At 59.6% G+C, this 17,639-nt stretch carries 15 protein-coding genes; 8 read left to right on the forward strand and 7 right to left on the reverse strand.

Annotated features, from left to right (window positions below):
* The first annotated feature begins 171 nt into the window (after positions 1-171).
* From lon to cmoB, 5 genes are all read left to right on the forward strand, one after another.
* Positions 172-2,589, forward strand: a complete 2,418-nt coding sequence (lon, locus tag HYI44_RS12150) for an endopeptidase La (RefSeq protein ID WP_122840716.1) — start codon at positions 172-174, stop codon at positions 2,587-2,589.
* Between the two features lie 203 nt (positions 2,590-2,792).
* Positions 2,793-3,185, forward strand: a complete 393-nt coding sequence (locus tag HYI44_RS12155; RefSeq protein ID WP_122840715.1) for a protease inhibitor I42 family protein — start codon at positions 2,793-2,795, stop codon at positions 3,183-3,185.
* Positions 3,186-3,187: 2 nt separating this feature from the next.
* Complete coding sequence (locus HYI44_RS12160; protein ID WP_122840714.1) at positions 3,188-3,829, forward strand: lysoplasmalogenase; 642 nt, start codon at positions 3,188-3,190, stop codon at positions 3,827-3,829.
* A gap of 138 nt (positions 3,830-3,967) precedes the next feature.
* Entirely contained in the window at positions 3,968-4,747 is a 780-nt protein-coding gene (gene cmoA, locus HYI44_RS12165; protein ID WP_177328525.1) for a carboxy-S-adenosyl-L-methionine synthase CmoA, read from the forward strand.
* Positions 4,744-5,700, forward strand: coding sequence for a tRNA 5-methoxyuridine(34)/uridine 5-oxyacetic acid(34) synthase CmoB (cmoB, locus tag HYI44_RS12170; RefSeq protein WP_225569509.1), 957 nt, complete (start codon positions 4,744-4,746; stop codon positions 5,698-5,700). Before cmoA ends, cmoB begins: the two co-directional genes overlap by 4 nt.
* Positions 5,701-5,822: 122 nt before the next feature.
* Here the strand turns inward: cmoB and tadA are convergent, their stop codons facing one another.
* The 3 genes from tadA to HYI44_RS12185 form a co-directional block, all read right to left on the reverse strand.
* On the reverse strand, positions 5,823-6,314 hold the full coding sequence (tadA, locus tag HYI44_RS12175; RefSeq protein ID WP_225569510.1) for a tRNA adenosine(34) deaminase TadA: 492 nt from the start codon (positions 6,312-6,314) through the stop codon (positions 5,823-5,825).
* A complete protein-coding gene (locus HYI44_RS12180; RefSeq protein ID WP_122840711.1) occupies positions 6,314-7,690 on the reverse strand; it encodes a multicopper oxidase family protein in 1,377 nt (458 codons plus the stop codon). Before HYI44_RS12180 ends, tadA begins: the two co-directional genes overlap by 1 nt.
* Before the next feature lie 161 nt (positions 7,691-7,851).
* Positions 7,852-8,409, reverse strand: a complete 558-nt coding sequence (locus HYI44_RS12185; protein WP_225569511.1) for a hypothetical protein — start codon at positions 8,407-8,409, stop codon at positions 7,852-7,854.
* Positions 8,410-8,684: 275 nt separating this feature from the next.
* On the opposite strand from HYI44_RS12185, the gene HYI44_RS12190 reads away from it, so the two are divergent.
* From HYI44_RS12190 to HYI44_RS12200, 3 genes are all read left to right on the forward strand, one after another.
* Complete coding sequence (locus HYI44_RS12190; protein WP_045058051.1) at positions 8,685-8,996, forward strand: hypothetical protein; 312 nt, start codon at positions 8,685-8,687, stop codon at positions 8,994-8,996.
* 108 nt (positions 8,997-9,104) lie between these two features.
* Positions 9,105-9,941 (forward strand): alpha/beta hydrolase, encoded by an 837-nt coding sequence (locus HYI44_RS12195; RefSeq protein WP_082069120.1) that lies wholly within the window; start codon positions 9,105-9,107, stop codon positions 9,939-9,941.
* A gap of 327 nt (positions 9,942-10,268) precedes the next feature.
* Positions 10,269-12,572 carry an autotransporter outer membrane beta-barrel domain-containing protein gene (locus HYI44_RS12200; RefSeq protein ID WP_225569512.1) on the forward strand — a complete coding sequence of 768 codons (2,304 nt, stop codon included), beginning with the start codon at positions 10,269-10,271 and terminating at the stop codon, positions 12,570-12,572.
* Positions 12,573-12,740: 168 nt separating this feature from the next.
* On the opposite strand, the gene guaA is transcribed toward HYI44_RS12200, so the two are convergent.
* The 4 genes from guaA to HYI44_RS12220 form a co-directional block, all read right to left on the reverse strand.
* Positions 12,741-14,318, reverse strand: a complete 1,578-nt coding sequence (gene guaA / locus HYI44_RS12205) for a glutamine-hydrolyzing GMP synthase (protein ID WP_045062146.1) — start codon at positions 14,316-14,318, stop codon at positions 12,741-12,743.
* A 99-nt stretch (positions 14,319-14,417) separates the two neighbouring features.
* On the reverse strand, positions 14,418-15,887 hold the full coding sequence (guaB, locus tag HYI44_RS12210; RefSeq protein WP_045062144.1) for an IMP dehydrogenase: 1,470 nt from the start codon (positions 15,885-15,887) through the stop codon (positions 14,418-14,420).
* 218 nt (positions 15,888-16,105) lie between these two features.
* Positions 16,106-16,654, reverse strand: a complete 549-nt coding sequence (locus HYI44_RS12215; RefSeq protein ID WP_045062141.1) for a hypothetical protein — start codon at positions 16,652-16,654, stop codon at positions 16,106-16,108.
* Between the two features lie 162 nt (positions 16,655-16,816).
* Entirely contained in the window at positions 16,817-17,584 is a 768-nt protein-coding gene (locus HYI44_RS12220) for a sulfite exporter TauE/SafE family protein (protein ID WP_122840710.1), read from the reverse strand.
* Positions 17,585-17,639 lie beyond the last annotated feature (55 nt).

A 17,639-nucleotide genomic window follows, 5' to 3' on the forward strand; every position in this document is an offset into this window, starting at 1 on the left:
AATCAAGATCAAAAGATCGCAGCCTTCGGCAGCTCCTACGGGGGGTTCGTCCGGCATTCGAAGATTCCATGCTGTCAAAACACTGAACACATACCCTGAAATATCCCTCGCCATTGAAACCACCCCCTACCTGCCCCATCTAAGACCCATATCCCATTGCGCAGGTGCCCCATGAGCGACCAGCAAGAATTCCCTGAAGACCCGAGCGAGTACGCGGACCCCGAGAACGCCGAGCACCACTCCACCGGCAAAGGCCTCGCACTCCCCGGCCAGAACCTGCCGGACAAGGTCTACATCATCCCGATCCACAACCGCCCCTTCTTCCCGGCCCAGGTACTCCCGGTCATCGTCAATGAAGAACCCTGGGCTGAAACCCTGGATCTGGTCAGCAAATCCGAGCACCACTCCCTGGCCCTGTTCTACATGGACACGCCCCAGGAAGACCCGCGCCATTTCGACACCTCGGCCCTGCCGCTCTACGGCACGCTGGTCAAGGTGCATCACGCCAGCCGCGAAAACGGCAAACTGCAGTTCGTCGCCCAGGGCCTGACCCGCGTGCGCATTCGCACCTGGCTCAAGCACCACCGCCCGCCTTATCTGGTGGAAGTCGAATACCCGCACCAGCCCACCGAGCCGACCGACGAGGTCAAGGCCTATGGGATGGCGCTGATCAACGCGATCAAGGAACTGTTGCCGCTCAACCCGCTGTACAGCGAAGAGCTGAAGAACTACCTCAATCGCTTCAGCCCCAACGATCCATCCCCCCTGACCGACTTCGCCGCCGCCCTCACTTCCGCCACCGGCAACGAGCTGCAGGAAGTGCTCGACTGTGTGCCGATGCTCAAGCGCATGGAAAAAGTCCTGCCCATGCTGCGCAAGGAAGTCGAAGTCGCGCGCCTGCAGAAAGAAATCTCCGCCGAGGTGAACCGCAAGATTGGCGAACACCAGCGCGAGTTCTTCCTCAAGGAGCAGTTGAAGGTCATCCAGCAGGAGCTGGGCCTGACCAAGGACGACCGTAGCGCCGACATCGAACAGTTCGAACAGCGCCTGGAAGGCAAAGTGCTCTCGGCTCAAGCGCAGAAGCGCATTGCCGAAGAAATCAACAAGCTGTCGATTCTCGAAACCGGCTCGCCGGAATATGCGGTCACCCGCAACTACCTCGACTGGGCGACTTCGGTGCCTTGGGGCGTCTACGGCAAGGACAAACTGGACCTCAGGCACGCCCGCAAGGTGCTGGACAAACACCACGCCGGCCTGGACGACATCAAGGACCGCATCCTCGAATTCCTCGCCGTGGGTGCCTATAAAGGCGAGATCAGTGGCTCCATTGTGCTGCTGGTCGGCCCGCCCGGTGTGGGCAAGACCAGTGTCGGCAAATCCATCGCCGAGTCCCTGGGTCGTCCGTTCTATCGCTTCAGCCTCGGCGGCATGCGTGACGAAGCCGAGATCAAGGGCCATCGGCGCACCTACATCGGCGCGCAACCGGGCAAGCTGGTGCAGGCGCTCAAAGACGTCGAAGTGATGAACCCGGTGATCATGCTCGACGAGATCGACAAGATGGGCCAGAGCTACCAGGGCGACCCGGCCTCGGCGCTGCTGGAAACCCTGGACCCGGAACAGAATGTCGAATTCCTCGACCATTACCTGGACTTGCGCATGGACCTGTCCAAAGTCCTGTTCGTGTGCACCGCCAACACCCTGGATTCAATTCCCGGCCCGCTGCTGGACCGGATGGAAGTGATTCGCCTGTCGGGCTACATCACCGAAGAAAAGATCGCCATCGCCAAGCGTCACCTGTGGCCCAAGCAGCTGGAAAAAGCCGGCGTATCCAAGGGCAGCCTTTCCATCAGCGACAGCGCGCTGAAAGCGTTGATTGATGGCTACGCCCGTGAAGCCGGGGTGCGCCAGTTGGAAAAACAACTGGGCAAACTGGTGCGCAAGGCGGTGGTGAAGCTGATCGACGAACCCAAAGCGGTGATCAAGCTCGGCCCGAAAGACCTCGAAGCCTCCCTCGGTCACCCGGTGTTCCGCAACGAGCAAGTGCTATCCGGTACGGGTGTCATCACCGGCCTTGCCTGGACCAGCATGGGCGGTGCGACCTTGCCGATCGAGGCGACCCGCATCCATACGCTCAACCGTGGCTTCAAGCTCACCGGGCAACTGGGCGATGTGATGAAAGAATCGGCTGAGATTGCCTACAGCTACGTCAGCTCGAACCTGAAGTCTTTCGGCGGCGATCCGAAGTTCTTCGACGAAGCCTTTGTGCACCTGCACGTTCCAGAGGGCGCCACGCCCAAGGACGGCCCGAGCGCGGGTGTAACCATGGCCAGCGCCCTGCTGTCCCTGGCGCGCAACCAGCCGCCGAAAAAAGGCGTGGCAATGACCGGTGAACTGACCTTGACCGGGCACGTGCTGCCCATTGGCGGGGTGCGCGAGAAAGTGATTGCGGCGCGTCGGCAGAAGATTTTCGAATTGATCTTGCCGGAACCTAACCGTGGGAGTTTTGAAGAGTTGCCGGACTATCTCAAAGACGGGATCACCGTGCACTTTGCCAAGCGTTTTGCGGATGTGGCGAAGATATTGTTCTGATCATCCAGTAACGCCTGCAACACCGTCATCGCGAGCAGGCTCGCTCCCACAGGGATTGCAACCAACCTGTGGGAGCGAGCTTGCCTGCGATAGCGTCGGCAGCGACGCCGCCCTCTTCCTGGTCGCCTCCGAGCGACTGTCACACTTTGTCTCATCTTCAGTTATGCTCGCCGTTCGTCGTCACCGCCGGAGCCGCTGAGCCCATGTCCCCGATTCGCCTGCTTGTTCCCATGACCCTCGCTCTGCTTGCCGCCTGCTCCTCGCAACCGGGCCAGAACCTGACCGTGGAAAAACAGAGCCAATGCCCGGCCAAGCTGCATAACGGGCAGAACCTGATTGTGACGCTGCCCAGCAACCCGACCACGGGCTACCGCTGGGCGATTCAGGACTCGGCTGGCGGCGTGCTGCACGCCCTCGGCCCCGAGGTGTACAGCAACCCTGAAGACGCCGGCATCGTAGGCTCCGCCGGGATTTCGACCTGGCGCTTCCAGGCCTTCGCCACCGGCACCGGACGCCTGCGCCTGACCTCCCAGCAACCCTGGGCACCTGAAGTGTTGCCGGTAGACACCTTCGACTGCGCGATCTCGGTGAACTGACCGTGGGCTGGCTGATTCTGGCGCTGATGGGTGCGGTGACGTTCCTGTACGGCCTCAGCGTGCATGCCACGCTGCTGTGTCTGCTGGTCAAGCCAATGCCAATACTGGCCCTGCTGGGTTGGTTGCATGATGCGCCGCCCAGTGAGTATCGCCGCTGGATCAGCCTCGGCCTGATTTTCTCCCTGCTGGGCGATGTGTTGCTGGCATGGCCGATGGATTTGTTCGTTTTTGGTCTCGGGGCCTTTCTGGTCGCGCATCTGGCGTACCTGAAGGCGTATCTGAGTGATTGCCGCCGGTGGGCGGTGATGCCACTGATCCTGGCCCTGGTTGTCGGTGCCCTGTTGTTAGGGATTCTGATTGCCAGTGGTTTGGGGCCTTTGCTGATCCCGGTGATCGTCTACGGTCTGGCGATCAGCACGATGCTCTGGCGCGCATTGGCTCGCCTGGGCACCGATGTGCCGCGACGTTCGGCCCTGCTGGCGGCGGCCGGCGCAGTGGCGTTCGTGTTTTCCGATAGCGTGATCGGCATCAGTCGCTTCGTGATGCCGTTCGAGGCGGCGCCGTATGTGATCATCCTGAGCTATTGGTTGGGGCAGTGGGGGATTGCGGCTTCGGCGTTCGCTACCGAACCGCGCCGCGCCTGAGAAAAAGATCGCAGCCTGCAGCTCCTAAAGGGGTTGCGTTCCAGGGTAGGAGCGGCCGAAGGCTCGGGCCGCGTTCGGACGATCTTTGATTTACGGTTTATCAGACAACCCGCGCATCCCCACGCCAAGTTGGCTAAAATGCCGGCCTTTTCCACCCATGCCGCTGGAACCGCCGTGAGCAAAGAACCCGATCGTCTTTTCGCCCAGCCGTTGGCCCAGGTGCCTGACTTCGCCTTCAACGAGGATGTGGTGCGGGTTTTCCCGGACATGATCAAGCGCTCGGTGCCGGGTTACCCAACCATCGTCGAGAATCTCGGAGTGCTCGCCGCGCAGTTTGCCCAGCCCGACAGCGTGCTCTATGACCTGGGCTCGTCCCTCGGTGCCGTGACCCAGGCGTTGCGCCGGCACGTGCGCACGGACGGCTGCCGCGTGATCGCTGTGGATAACTCGGTGGCCATGGTTGAACGCTGCCGCGAATACCTCAACGGCCAGGACTCGATGTTTCAGGAGTTGCTGCCGGTGGAGGTGATCGAAGGCGACATCCTGGCGCTCGAGTTCCAGCCGGCCTCGGTGGTGGCGCTTAACTTCACCCTGCAATTCATCGCCCCGGAGCAGCGCACCGCGCTGCTCGCGCGTATCCGCCAGGCTCTGGTTCCGGGAGGTGCGCTGATTCTGTCGGAAAAACTGCGCTTCAACGATCCTGAAGAACATGCGCTGCTCACCGACCTGCACGTCGCCTTCAAGCGCGCCAACGGCTACAGCGAGCTGGAGATTGCCCAGAAGCGCAGCGCCATCGAAAACGTCATGAAGCCCGACAGCCTCGAAGAACACCGGGAGCGCCTGCTCGCGGCCGGGTTCTCGAAAGTCGTGCCGTGGTTCCAGTGTCTTAACTTTGCCTCGTTGATTGCCTTGCCATGATTGATCTGTCTCCCCTCGCCCGCCGTCTCGCCGGCACCCCGCTGGCCGATTGGGCCAACACGCTGCAAGCCCAGCTCGACAAGAAAATGGAAAAAGGCCATGGCGATCTGGAGCGTTGGCAAAGCGCGCTGGACGCCTTGCCGAAGATCCAGCCGAGTGAAGTCGATTTGCTCAACGGCCTGACCCTTGACACCGATTGCGACGACGAAACCCGCGCGCAGATGCGCACGGCGCTGATGGGTTTGTCACCGTGGCGCAAGGGGCCGTTCGATTTGTTCGGCGTGCACGTGGACACCGAGTGGCGCTCGGACTGGAAGTGGTCGCGGGTTGCGCCGCATCTGGATTTGAAGGGCAAACGCATCCTCGATGTCGGCTGCGGCAATGGCTACTACATGTGGCGCATGCTCGGCGCCGGTGCCGACAGTGTGATTGGCGTTGATCCGAACTGGCTGTTCTTCTGCCAGTTCCAGGCCGTGCAGCGTTACCTGTCCGAACCGAATGCCTGGCACCTGCCGTTTCCGTTCGAAGACCTGCCGCCGAACATGGAAGGCTTCGACACGGTGTTTTCGATGGGCGTGTTCTACCACCGCCGTTCGCCGATCGAGCATTTGCTGGCGCTGAAGGATTGCCTGGTCAAGGGTGGCGAACTGGTGCTGGAGACGCTGGTGATCGAAGGCGATCAGCAGCAGGTGCTGGTACCCGAAGACCGTTACGCTCAGATGCGCAATGTATGGTTCCTGCCGTCGGTTCCGGCGCTTATGCTCTGGTTGCGCCGCGCCGGTTTCACCGAAGTGAAGTGCGTGGATGTGAGCGTGACCACTGTCGAGGAACAGCGCGGGACGCAGTGGATGAAGTATCAGTCGTTGAGCGATTTCCTTGATCCAGAGGATCACAGCAAGACGATCGAAGGCCTGCCGGCGCCGATGCGTGCCGTCATCGTAGCCCGCAAATAAACTTCCCCCTGTAGGAGCGAGCTTGCTCGCGATGAACTCGAGAGCGCCGTGGGGAATCAGGCTCCCAGCGTTTTCGTTGACGACCATCGCGAGCAAGCTCGCTCCTACAAGGGGATTGGTGATTAGGGTTTGGCCCGGCGCGCCTTGAAGAACTCGCTCAGCACTGCGCCACACTCCTGCGCCAAAACCCCGCCTTCAAACAACACCCGGTGATTCAAAAAACCCTGGGTAAAGAACTGCCCCTGGCTCTGCACAATCCCCGCCTTGGGCTCCAGGGCACCATACACCACCCGCGCAATCCGCGAATGCACGATCAACCCCGCGCACATGCTGCAGGGTTCAAGGGTTACGTAGAGCGTGCTGCCGGGCAGGCGGTAGTTGCTGGCGGCCAATGCCGCAGCGCGGATCGCGACCATCTCGGCATGGGCGCTGGGGTCGTTGCCGCTGATCGGGCAATTGAAGCCACGACCGATGATTTCTCCATCCTGCACCAGCACCGCACCGACGGGCACCTCTCCCAATGCCGCGCCCTGGGCCGCGAGGGCCAGCGCCTCGCGCATGAAATCCTGGTCACGGCTGCGATCGATGATTGCAGCAGGACGAATGTGCCGCATCACGCCACCTCGATGGCGGCCATCAGGCCGGTTTCCATGTGGTCGATCACATGACAATGAAACATCCACACGCCGGGATTATCCGCCACCAGGGCCACCTGTGCGCGCTCGTTCTTGCCCAGCAGGTAAGTGTCCGTGAAGTACGGAATGACCTTGTGACGGTTTGAGGCAATCACTTTGAAGCTCATGCCGTGCAAGTGGATCGGGTGCTGATACTGGGTCATGTTTTTCAGTTCGAAGATGTAGCTCTTGCCCTTTTCGAGCTTGGCAATCGGCCGGTCGGCGCAGGTTTTATCGGTGATGTCCCAGGCCTGGCCATTGATCTGCCAAAGGCTCGGCGGCTTGCCGTTGTCGACGTTCACCGACACCGAGCCCACCCATTCGAAATTGAAGTTGAGTTTCTCGGCATTGGCCAGGTCCGGCTCGGCCACCGGGTTGGCCGGCAGTGCGGGGGGCCATTGGCCCGGCGTGTCGGCGTTGGCCACCGAGCGCAATGTTCCCAGGCGGACCGGGCCGTTGCGCAGGGATAACTCTTCACCCGCGGCAGGCGCCTTGATCGCCAGGCAAATGCGCATGCCCGGGCCGAGCCAGTATTCCTTGCCCAGCGGGCGCGGTTCGATGGGGTTACCATCCAGCGCGTAGATCTGCGCTTCAACGCCGGGAATGTTCAGTCGATAGGTCAGGGTGTTGTCGAGGTTCAGCAGGCGCACTCGGGTGATCTGCCCGGCGGGCAAATCGATCACCGCCTGTGACACCCCGTTGATGGTCGACAGGCGCCCCGCGGTCCCGCCCCGGGCCGCTTCGCGAGGGATGCTGAATGCAACGAACGCGCCCTCTTCATCGACGTGCCAGCTCTTCAGGCTCAAGGTCTTTTCATATTTGAAACCGGTAGGCTCGCGCTCTTCCACGATCAGCGGGCCGACCAGGCCACGGCCAAGTTCTTCGCTGCTGTTTACGTGGGGGTGGTACCAGTAGCTGCCGGCATCGGGGACACGAAACTTGTAGTCGAAATACTCACCCGGCAGAACCGGGAGCTGCGACACATAGGGCACGCCGTCCATCTCCAGCGGCAGGCGGATGCCGTGCCAGTGAATAGTCGTGGCGACCGGCAGGTGGTTGATGAAACGCACTCGCAGCCATTCGCCCTGGCGCACGCGCAACTCGGTGCCCGGCGCCGAAGGGCCGAACGCCCAGGCTTGGGTGGTGTGCCCAGGGACCAGTTCGACGTCCAGTGGCGCCGCAATCAATTCGTAGTCATGACCCGCGTCGGCGTCAGCCATCTTGCCCAGCCAGTACCGCGAGGCGCCACCCGCTCCGAGACCAACGACAACAAGACCGGACAGGCCACCGAGAATTTGGCGACGGGTAAAGGACATGAACTCAGCTACCTCACTTATCTGCACCGGCCCGGGGGCCGGTAAAAGGCGAATACGATACACCTGCAGTTGAGAAACAGTAAGGGCGGCGCGGCGGATGGCCGCAGCCGGAGGCGGGCCTAGCCGAAAAAGATCTTTGCCTCTCCAAGATCCCTGCGCGGTCAGTTTGCGCCGGCATCTCTTTTTGGAACGCCAATGGTTTTGCGTTCACCCGTTGCGGAGACTTCGTACACGTTCATGACCCAGGTGTCGGCGATCACGGTTTCAACCACATAATTCCTCTTGGCTTGCGGCGTGAATTGCTGCGCAACAGGCTGCTCCTTGTCGAACGGCGTAGGCATGGGAATACCGTTAAAGGTAAACGGTTTGTCCTTGACCTCCCCTTGCACGTACATAGTTTTGTCCGCCTCGACCAGCTTACTGATGCTGTCAGTACCACCTGCGATTTTCTTCAGATAAGCCGGTACACGCTTGAAGTAAGCAGAGTCATAAACCCGTTCACCCGCGCTCACAAATCCAGCATTGGCATACCCGTAGGTATAACTGACAGGACGATCACCCTCGCCGCCTATTGTACGGAAAGTCACGCTTGCTTGATGGTCATTCATGGCCAGTGGAACTACCGGCTCTGAAGTAAGGTCACCCGACTCACGGCTGCTGCAGCCCGTCATGATAAGAGCGAAAGTGATTGCTAACGGAAACGCCAAAGAAATTTTCATTCAATCCCTGAACCGTCTAAAAGAAGGACTGTATGGAGCCATTTGCAGAGTAAAAGTTCCTTGTACTCTATCGGTGCTGCTGTGGAATTGACCGCTCTGTCGATACCACACTGACCTTATAATATTTACTCAAGATCCAATGACCGAAGTACTGGACGGCGATAAAACAGCGCACAGCTGCTATGACGATGGCAGGACCGCTTGCAAGCCCTTCTGGAGAGATTCACCCTACGGCGTCTCACATTAACCCGAGTCAAACCATAAGGAAGAACGCCATGTTTACCAGGAACCTGCTGTTGAGTTTTTGCGCTGCGTTACTGGTTGGCTGCACGGGAAGGGGCTTTCAACCGCCTCCCCCGGAATTTACCAATTGGAAAAAAAGCGGGGTCTCGCAAGAGGGTGTTAAAAGCGCTATGACCGCATGCGGCTATACCAACCTGACAGGGACGGGGGACACGACGCCGATTGACCAGGTACTCACGCAGTTTTATTGCATGAAAGACTCCGGTTTCAAGCGCACAGATAACATTGACCTGTGCAAGGAAGGCCGCATCGGAGAATCACCGGTGTGCGAAGGCCGCCGGTAACCCATCAGCAAAAGAAAGCAGGTAATGAACGATCTGCGCAACGGACTGTACGGCACCACACTGGTGTAACCTGCCGAGGCCTCCATTGGCAATGGTGCACTATGACATATGATGAGTAGATACTTTCCTTGCTGTCGCACCGGCCTCTCTAAAGCCTGGATGGTGACGATCAGCGCGCTTCTCATCGCCTGCCAATCGCCGCGCGAGGCACTGCAACAACTGGCTGATGAGCACGGCCGACAATTGGAGGTCCTGCCGGGACACGCCTTCCCCCTCTTGTTACTTGCGCCGCAAACTGCAGAAAAGATGACTCGCCTGCGTGTCTACCTGGAAGGCGATGGCCATTCCTGGGCGACGGCCACTCAACCCAGCCTGGATCCGAGCCCACACAATCTGTTAGTGCCACGGTTGGCGGTCGATGATCCGACACCGAATACGTACCTGGCACGCCCCTGCCAGTTCGTCATGGCCGCAGCCTGTCAATCAGCACTCTGGACCAATCGACGATTTTCTCAGGAAGTGGTCACCCGCCTCAGCCAGGCGCTGGATCAATTAAAACAGCGATATGGCAATAGGGAGTTCGAACTAGTGGGGTATTCAGGTGGCGCCGCTCTCGCATTATTGTTAGCGGCGCAGCGCAATGATGTTACCCAGGTGCAAACCCTTGCTGGCAATCTCAGTCCACGTCTGTGGGCGAAGATGAAAGGACTGTCGCCACTCAACGGTTCACTGGATCCGCTGGACTATCGTAATCGACTCGCCCTATTACCCCAGCGTCATCTCATCGCAGAAGCAGACCTGATTATTCCAGGTAGTTTAGCTGACAGGTACCAACAGGCGCTTGGCTCGCCGCTCTCCCAGTGCGTCCATGTACTAAGAGTAAGCCATGATAAGGGGTGGGAAGCGACATGGAGCCGATGGGCTAACACTCCGTTGGCACATTAAAATCATGAAACTCAGGGTGGGCAGGTTCGTTTAAAACATCCGAATCCTATCCCCCTGGGGCCTGACCCGGGCGCGACCGCAACTGCGACCCTAAAGTTCCATTTATTGCTGAATAACCCCGAAAAGCCTAAACAAACAACTGTAGCGTCACATTTTTTAGCTATTTTCTCGTCATTTGTTCTTTTTTTGATGAATTATCCTACAAGCATCGTGTAAATTTGAGCGCGCTTGAATCAGCACTTCACTGACAAGCTGGCAGGGATGCCTAAAACAGACGCTGACGCGTGGGTTGTTCCCTGCCGGTTTCTGCCCTGTAAGGATACTGCCTTGAACATTTCCCACCTGCGCCGCTCGTTGTTGGCGCTGTCCGTCGCGACTACTACTGCCACGGTCCATGCCGCACCCGCACCCGACTTCAACCACGACCTGAGCACAGGGGCATACAGCAGCTCCGGTGATGTTTTCAATAACGCCACCTTCACCGGGACGTCGCAAAACGCAGGTGTAGAGCTGATCAACGTGACCCTGGCGGGTAACCTGGTCAACCAGGGCAAAATTAACCTGACGGCTGCGAACCCCACCGACTTCCCGTCCGGTATCGCCATGACCCTCAATTCCAACGTCGGTGGCGACCTGATAAACAATGGCGACATTACGGTGAGCGGCAACGCCGTCGTCGGCCTGGACCTGTATCTGGCGAAGATCGCAGGTGAAGTGAACAACAACGGCAACATCACTGTGGCTGGCGAACAAGCCGAAGGCATGCTGATAACCTCGACCCAGGCGCGCATCAATAACTCGGGCACTATCACCGCGCGCGGCATCGACTCTGTGGGTATCGACATCGAAGAGGCACGCTTTACCGGTCAGATGACAGGCGCTCCCTTCCAGAGCGATATCAACAACAGCGGGACTATCTCCGCTGACGGGGTCGGTATCCGCTTTCGCAGTCTTGACACCTCCGGCGGTTTCGACACCCTATCCATCAGGCAGACAGGCGGCCTGATCGAAGGCGGCACTGCAGCAATTCTGGCGGACGACAATGCCTCCCCTTCGTATTTCTACTGGCAAGGTGGCCAGGTCAAGGGTGACCTGCTGGGCCTGAGTGGTGTACTGGTACAAGGGGACGCGATGTTCGATGGCTCGACCATCCGCGCCGGTTTCGTCGATATCGACGGTGGCCGCCTGACGCTGCTTCGCCCGCAGACTACGATCGTGGGCGACCTCGACATGGACAGCGAAACAGCGCGCCTGCGCCTGCTGCTGGATAACAACACACTGCCCAATACGCCGATCCTGAAAGTCACCGGTAATACTTTCTTCTCTCCAGGTAGCCAGATCGAACTGCAGGCTCGAACCGACGACTTCCGCACGTCAGCCCAGGGCACGCGCTACACCCTCATCAACTCTGGCACTTGGGAAGACCCGCAGAATCTGTCCGTGGTTTCCTCATCGGCGCTGCTTGAGGTGAGGAACTTCGGCATTGAAGGCCAGGACGTGAAAGCACTGGTTGCCACCCGCAGTGATGAGGTGATCACGGAAGACCTGCAGGGTGCCAGTGGTTCGGGCAACGCGGTAAACGCCATCAAGCCGGTCAAGAACACGGTCATGGGCCAGATGGACGAAAGCGACCCGGTATTCCAGAGTTTCGCCAACGCAGCCACCAGTGAAGACCTGGCCAAACTTGCCGAAACTCTGACCCCGGACGTCAGCCGTGGAGTCATCAACGCCGCCACCAACAGCCAGAACCTGGTCGCAAGTGCCATCAACCGCCGCGCCAGCAAAGCGCGTAGCGGTCTGTCCTCCGGTGACGTCTTGGCAGAACAAGGCGTATGGATGCAAGCACTGTCCAGCGATGCCAACCAGGACACCCGCCATGGTGTCGACGGCTACGACGCAAATACCAACGGCATCGCCGTGGGTGCCGACGGCAAGCTCAACGCCGATACCACGGTGGGCCTGGCTTACAGCTACCTGACCAGCGACGTCAAATCCGATCTGGGCAAAAAAACCGACGTCAGCGGCCATGCACTGACGCTGTACGGCAACTGGGCTCGTGACAACTTCTTTGTCGACACCTCGCTGATGTATGGCTGGAACGACAACGAGTCCAAACGCTACATCGCCGGTACCCGCGCCAAAGCCGACTACGACAGTGAGATCTTCGGCGTCAACGCACTGGCTGGCTATACTTTCCAGCTCGACAAGCAGTGGCTGCTGGAACCACAGATCGGTGCGCGCTATGCCAACGTATCGATGGATTCGTACCGTGAAAAAGGTAGCTCAGCCGCCCTCGACGTCGGCAGCCAGCGCTATGAAATCGGCGAAATGGGCCTGGGTGCCCGTCTGGCAGCTGCTTTTGACGTAGGTGTGGGCAGCCTGGAACCGCAAGCCAAGCTGATGGCCTGGCACGATTTCATCGGCGACAAGGCCGCCACCACCTCCACTTTCGTGCTCGGCGGTACCCCGTTCACCACCACAGGCGCGACACCGGCGCGCGACAGCTATGAGCTGGGAGTGGGCGCGAACTACCGCGTGGGTGCGTGGAGTGTGGGAGGAACGTACAACTACCTGACCAGCAGTGGTTTCGACGCCGACACCTTCACTGCGAACGTGCGTTACGACTTCTGATCAACGTCTTCGCCTGAAACAACAAAGCCCGCCAATGCGGGTTTTGTTGTTTCAGGCTGATGCACAAAGCTGCCAGAATTTGCCAGACCCAAAAAGCCAAAAGCCCGCAATTACGCGGGCTTCAGGGCATTTCTTGCTAGTTGGTGCCGGACAATGCCGGACGTCCAATCATTCCCACTCAATGGTCGCTGGCGGCTTGCTCGACACGTCGTAGGTCACGCGGGAGATGCCTTCGATTTCATTGATGATCCGGCCGCTGACGGTTTCCAGCAGTTCGTAGGGCAGGTGTGCCCAACGCGCGGTCATGAAGTCGATGGTTTCTACGGCACGCAGGGCCACGACCCAGGCATAACGACGGCCATCGCCAACCACGCCAACCGATTTCACCGGCTGGAACACCACGAACGCCTGGCTGACCTTGTGGTACCAGTCGGCCTTGCGCAGTTCTTCGATGAAGATGTGATCGGCGCGACGCAGCAGGTCGGCGTATTCCTTCTTCACTTCACCGAGGATCCGCACACCCAGGCCCGGGCCCGGGAACGGGTGACGGTAGACCATGTCGTAGGGCAGGCCGAGTTCCAGGCCCAGGCGACGGACTTCGTCCTTGAACAGTTCGCGCAGGGGTTCAACCAGCTTGAGGTTCATTTCTTCCGGCAGGCCGCCCACGTTGTGGTGCGACTTGATCACGTGGGCCTTGCCGCTTTTCGCGCCAGCCGACTCGATCACGTCCGGGTAGATGGTGCCCTGGGCGAGGTACTTGATGTTGTCCAGTTTGTTGGACTGGGCATCAAACACGTCGATGAAGGTGCGACCGATGATCTTGCGCTTTTTCTCCGGGTCGCTTTCGCCAGCCAGGTTGTTGAGGAACTGGTCCTCAGCGTTGGCGCGGATCACCTTGACGCCCATGTTCTCGGCGAACATGGCCATCACTTGCTCACCTTCGTGCAGGCGCAGCAGGCCGTTGTCGACAAAGACGCAGGTCAGCTGGTCGCCGATGGCCTTGTGCAGCAGGGCCGCAACCACCGAGGAGTCGACGCCGCCGGACAGGCCCAGCAGTACGTTGTCGGTACCCACCTGAGCGCGGATGTTGGCAATGGCGTCTTCGGCAATCTTCGACGGAGTCCACAGGGCTTCACAGCCGCAGATGTCGAGGATGAAGCGCGACAGGATGCGACCGCCCTGCTTGGTGTGGGTCACTTCCGGGTGGAACTGCACGCCGTAGTAGCCACGAGCGTCGTCGAACATGCCGGCGATCGGGCAGCTTGGCGTGCTGGCCAGGATGTGGAATTCCTGCGGCATCCGGGTGACCTTGTCACCATGGCTCATCCACACGTCGAGGCCGAACAGGCCGTCGGCGTCGATGTGGTCTTCGATGCCGTCGAGCAGGCGGCTCTTGCCGACCACGTCGACACGGGCGTAACCGAACTCACGCAGCTCGGACCCTTCGACCTTGCCACCCAGCTGTTCAGCCATGGTCTGCATGCCGTAGCAGATACCGAAGACCGGCACGCCGAGGTCAAACACCGCCTGCGGGCAGCGCGGGCTGTTGGCTTCGTGCACGGACTCGGGGCCGCCAGCGAGAATGACGCCTTTCGGAGCGAATTCGCGAATCGCGTCTTCATCCATGTCGAACGGATGCAGTTCGCAGTACACGCCGATTTCACGCACGCGGCGGGCAATCAGCTGGGTGTACTGGGAACCGAAGTCGAGGATCAGGATGCGGTGAGCGTGAATGTCGAGGGACATGATTCAGTCTCGTCTAAGTAATTCAGAAACAGTCGTGATTCAGAAACAACTCGGGGCTGAAGAAAACAGCCCCGGTTACTTAACTTTGTGCTTGAAGCCTCAACCTACGCGGTAGTTTGGCGCTTCCTTGGTGATCTGCACGTCATGCACGTGGGACTCGGCCATGCCGGCGCCGGTGATCCGCACGAACTCGGGCTTGGTGCGCATTTCTTCGATGTCGGCACTGCCGGTGTAACCCATCGAGGAACGCAAGCCGCCCATCAGCTGGTGAATGATGGCGCTCAGGGTGCCCTTGTACGGAACACGCCCTTCGATGCCTTCAGGTACAAGCTTCTCGGCGCCTGCCGAGGAATCCTGGAAGTAGCGGTCGGAAGAGCCCTGGGCCTGGGACATGGCGCCCAGCGAACCCATGCCACGGTAAGCCTTGTACGAACGGCCCTGGAACAGTTCGATTTCGCCCGGCGCTTCTTCAGTACCGGCGAACATCGAGCCCATCATCACGCAGGAAGCACCGGCTACGATGGCCTTGGACAGGTCACCGGAGAAACGGATGCCGCCATCGGCGATCAACGGAACGCCGGTGCCTTCAAGGGCTGCGGCGACGTTGGCGATGGCACTGATTTGCGGCACGCCGACACCAGCGACGATACGGGTGGTGCAGATCGAGCCAGGGCCGATACCGACCTTGACTGCGTCGGCGCCTGCTTCGGCCAGCGCCTTGGCGGCAGCGCCGGTGGCGATGTTGCCGCCGATGACCTGCACGTCAGGAAAGTTCTGCTTGACCCAGCGAACGCGGTCGATCACACCCTTGGAGTGACCGTGGGCGGTGTCGACCACCACCACGTCAACACCGGCATTGACCAGCGCCGCAACGCGATCGCCCGTGTCTTTACCGGTACCGACTGCCGCGCCTACGCGCAGACGACCTTGATCGTCCTTGCTGGCCAGCGGGTAAGCCTTGGCTTTTTCGATGTCGTTGACGGTCATCATGCCCTTGAGGGCAAACTTGCCGTCGACGATCAGGACGCGTTCGATGCGGTGTTTGTGCAACAGCTCGCGAACGTCGTTCTTGTCGGCGCCTTCCTTGACCGTGACCAGGCGCTCTTTAGGCGTCATCACTTCACGGACAGTGGCTTCCATACGATTTTCAAAACGCACGTCACGGGAAGTGACGATGCCGACCAGGTCGCCATCGTGCAGTACCGGAACGCCGGAGATGTTGTGCAGGCGGGTCAGTTCGAACAGTTCACGCACCGTGGCGTCAGCCTCGATGGTGATCGGATCCTTGACCACGCCGGCTTCGTAACGCTTGACCTTGCGCACTTCGGCAGCTTGCTGCTCGATGGTCATGTTCTTGTGGATAATACCGATGCCACCTTCCTGAGCCATGGCAATTGCCAGTCGGGCTTCAGTGACGGTGTCCATGGCGGCAGAAACCAGAGGAATATTCAGCTCGATGCCACGGGTTAGGCGGGTCTTGAGACTGACTTCGTTAGGAAGCACCTCGGAATAACCGGGCACTAGGAGAATGTCGTCGAATGTCAGAGCTTCTTGGCTGATACGCAGCATCGCGGGGGCTCCCGAGCGGGAAAATGGAAGCGCGCCATTATAGTCAGACACCCCCTCGGGTTCAATGTAAAACTCTGCCTATTATCGACCTTATAGATATACGGAACATATCGCCCCCTGTAGGCGCTGCCGCAGGCTGCGATCTTTTGATCTTGCTTTGTGAAGATCAAAATCAAAAGATCGCAGCCTGCGGCAGCTCCTACAGGGGTGTGCAGGGATCAGAGTTCGACTTTTACCCAACTGACCGGCTGATCCAGCCAATCGGCAAACTCATCAATGAAGCTCTGCTTGAACCCTGCCTCGGCCCAATTGTTAAAGATAAACCCGAGGTTGGAAAACCCGCACTCCTGCAGGAACAGAAATCCGTTGATGTCATCTTCATGCCCGCATTCGGGGCAGGTGAAGTTATCGGTACGCCCCGGCATCCAGTCTTCCAGGCTTTCGAACAGCGCCTCGCCGACTTCCTTGCGGCACTCGGCGCAGCCCGCTTCTTCCAGAAAGCCCTTGGCCGGCGTGTAGATGCAGCGCTTGGTAATGATCTCCAGGCCATTGATCGGCTCACCGAACGGCAGCGCTTGCGGGTGCAGCACCACGGCACGGGCACCGTCGGCGATCGCGTGGCCCATGCGGCTGCCGGTGCGGCCGCAGGTGGTGAGTTCTTCCTTGATGATGTTCTTGCGCACCAGCCACCGCACGACCGCCCTTGCTCGGGGTTCGTGCACCGGCAGGGTGGAGATTTTCGGGACGATGATGCTTTGAGAATTCATGGCACAAGCCTGCATGTTCTGAATGATCACCCTTGTGGGAGTGAGCCTGCTGGCGATTCGGTCGTTGCAGCCACTTTGAAGTTGCCTGACCCACCGCCATCGCGAGCAGGCTCGCTCCCACATGGATTTGCGGCCGGCAGCTTAATCCCTGACGCACTCAGGTCAAGTACTCAAATACCGCCCGATCAACGCGATCCCGCTGGCCAGCACCAGCCAGGTCACCAGCCGCACGAACGCCTCGCGGGACAACCTCAGGGTCAAACGCCGGCCAATCCACAAACCCACCGCCATGGCCGGCAACAAACACAGCGCCAGTAACAACAAGGGTAGCTCGGCGTACACCCCTGCGACAGTGAACAGGCTCAGGCGCACTACCGTGCTGCAACTGATCAGCGCGCTCTGGGTCGCGCGCGCCGCGTCTTTGGGCAGACGACTGTTGAGATAGATCGCATATAAAAAACCGCCGCTGCCAAATAACGCCCCGAACAGCCCGCCGATCGTACCTACCGGCACCGCCCAGGCGGCAGACAACCGGGTTGGACGGGTTTTGACCCACAGGCTGTAAATCCCGTAGGCGCTTATAAACAGCCCCATTAATAGCAACAGCAAGTCGGATTTGAGGTTCAGCAGAAAGACGACCCCAAGGGTGCAACCGACCGCCATGCAGGGCAGCAGCCGCAGCAACTCCGGTTGGGCCACATCCCGGCGCGACGGCAGCAGGTTGCCGAACGCGGCCACGAAATCCAGCAACACCAGCAACGGCACGATCTTGGACAGCGGCATGAACAGAATCAATACAGGCCCCGCCACCAACGCTGTCCCGAACCCCGCGATGCCGAACACGATGTACGCCAGGGCGATGCCAAGGCCAATGACCAGCCAATCCATCGCACCGAATGGCCATTGATGTAACAACTCCAGCACGTTCATCTGCACGTCTTCATCAAATACCTGTGCAGACTTTAGCCAGCGTGCAGCCTTGCGA

The organism is Pseudomonas sp. Y24-6 (genome assembly GCF_020295325.1).
GTDB classification, from domain to species: domain Bacteria; phylum Pseudomonadota; class Gammaproteobacteria; order Pseudomonadales; family Pseudomonadaceae; genus Aquipseudomonas; species Aquipseudomonas gregormendelii.

Bases quoted from the DNA above. Each gene is read 5' to 3' on its own strand.
- HYI44_RS12185 (WP_225569511.1), bottom strand. From the start codon at position 8,409: ATGAAAATTTCTTTGGCGTTTCCGTTAGCAATCACTTTCGCTCTTATC.
- lon (WP_122840716.1), top strand. From the start codon at position 172: ATGAGCGACCAGCAAGAATTCCCTGAAGACCCGAGCGAGTACGCGGAC.
- HYI44_RS12190 (WP_045058051.1), top strand. From the start codon at position 8,685: ATGTTTACCAGGAACCTGCTGTTGAGTTTTTGCGCTGCGTTACTGGTT.
- guaA (WP_045062146.1), bottom strand. From the start codon at position 14,318: ATGTCCCTCGACATTCACGCTCACCGCATCCTGATCCTCGACTTCGGT.
- tadA (WP_225569510.1), bottom strand. From the start codon at position 6,314: ATGCGGCACATTCGTCCTGCTGCAATCATCGATCGCAGCCGTGACCAG.
- HYI44_RS12220 (WP_122840710.1), bottom strand. From the start codon at position 17,584: ATGAACGTGCTGGAGTTGTTACATCAATGGCCATTCGGTGCGATGGAT.
- cmoB (WP_225569509.1), top strand. From the start codon at position 4,744: ATGATTGATCTGTCTCCCCTCGCCCGCCGTCTCGCCGGCACCCCGCTG.
- cmoA (WP_177328525.1), top strand. From the start codon at position 3,968: ATGCCGGCCTTTTCCACCCATGCCGCTGGAACCGCCGTGAGCAAAGAA.
- HYI44_RS12195 (WP_082069120.1), top strand. From the start codon at position 9,105: ATGATGAGTAGATACTTTCCTTGCTGTCGCACCGGCCTCTCTAAAGCC.
- guaB (WP_045062144.1), bottom strand. From the start codon at position 15,887: ATGCTGCGTATCAGCCAAGAAGCTCTGACATTCGACGACATTCTCCTA.
- HYI44_RS12215 (WP_045062141.1), bottom strand. From the start codon at position 16,654: ATGAATTCTCAAAGCATCATCGTCCCGAAAATCTCCACCCTGCCGGTG.
- HYI44_RS12180 (WP_122840711.1), bottom strand. From the start codon at position 7,690: ATGTCCTTTACCCGTCGCCAAATTCTCGGTGGCCTGTCCGGTCTTGTT.
- HYI44_RS12155 (WP_122840715.1), top strand. From the start codon at position 2,793: ATGTCCCCGATTCGCCTGCTTGTTCCCATGACCCTCGCTCTGCTTGCC.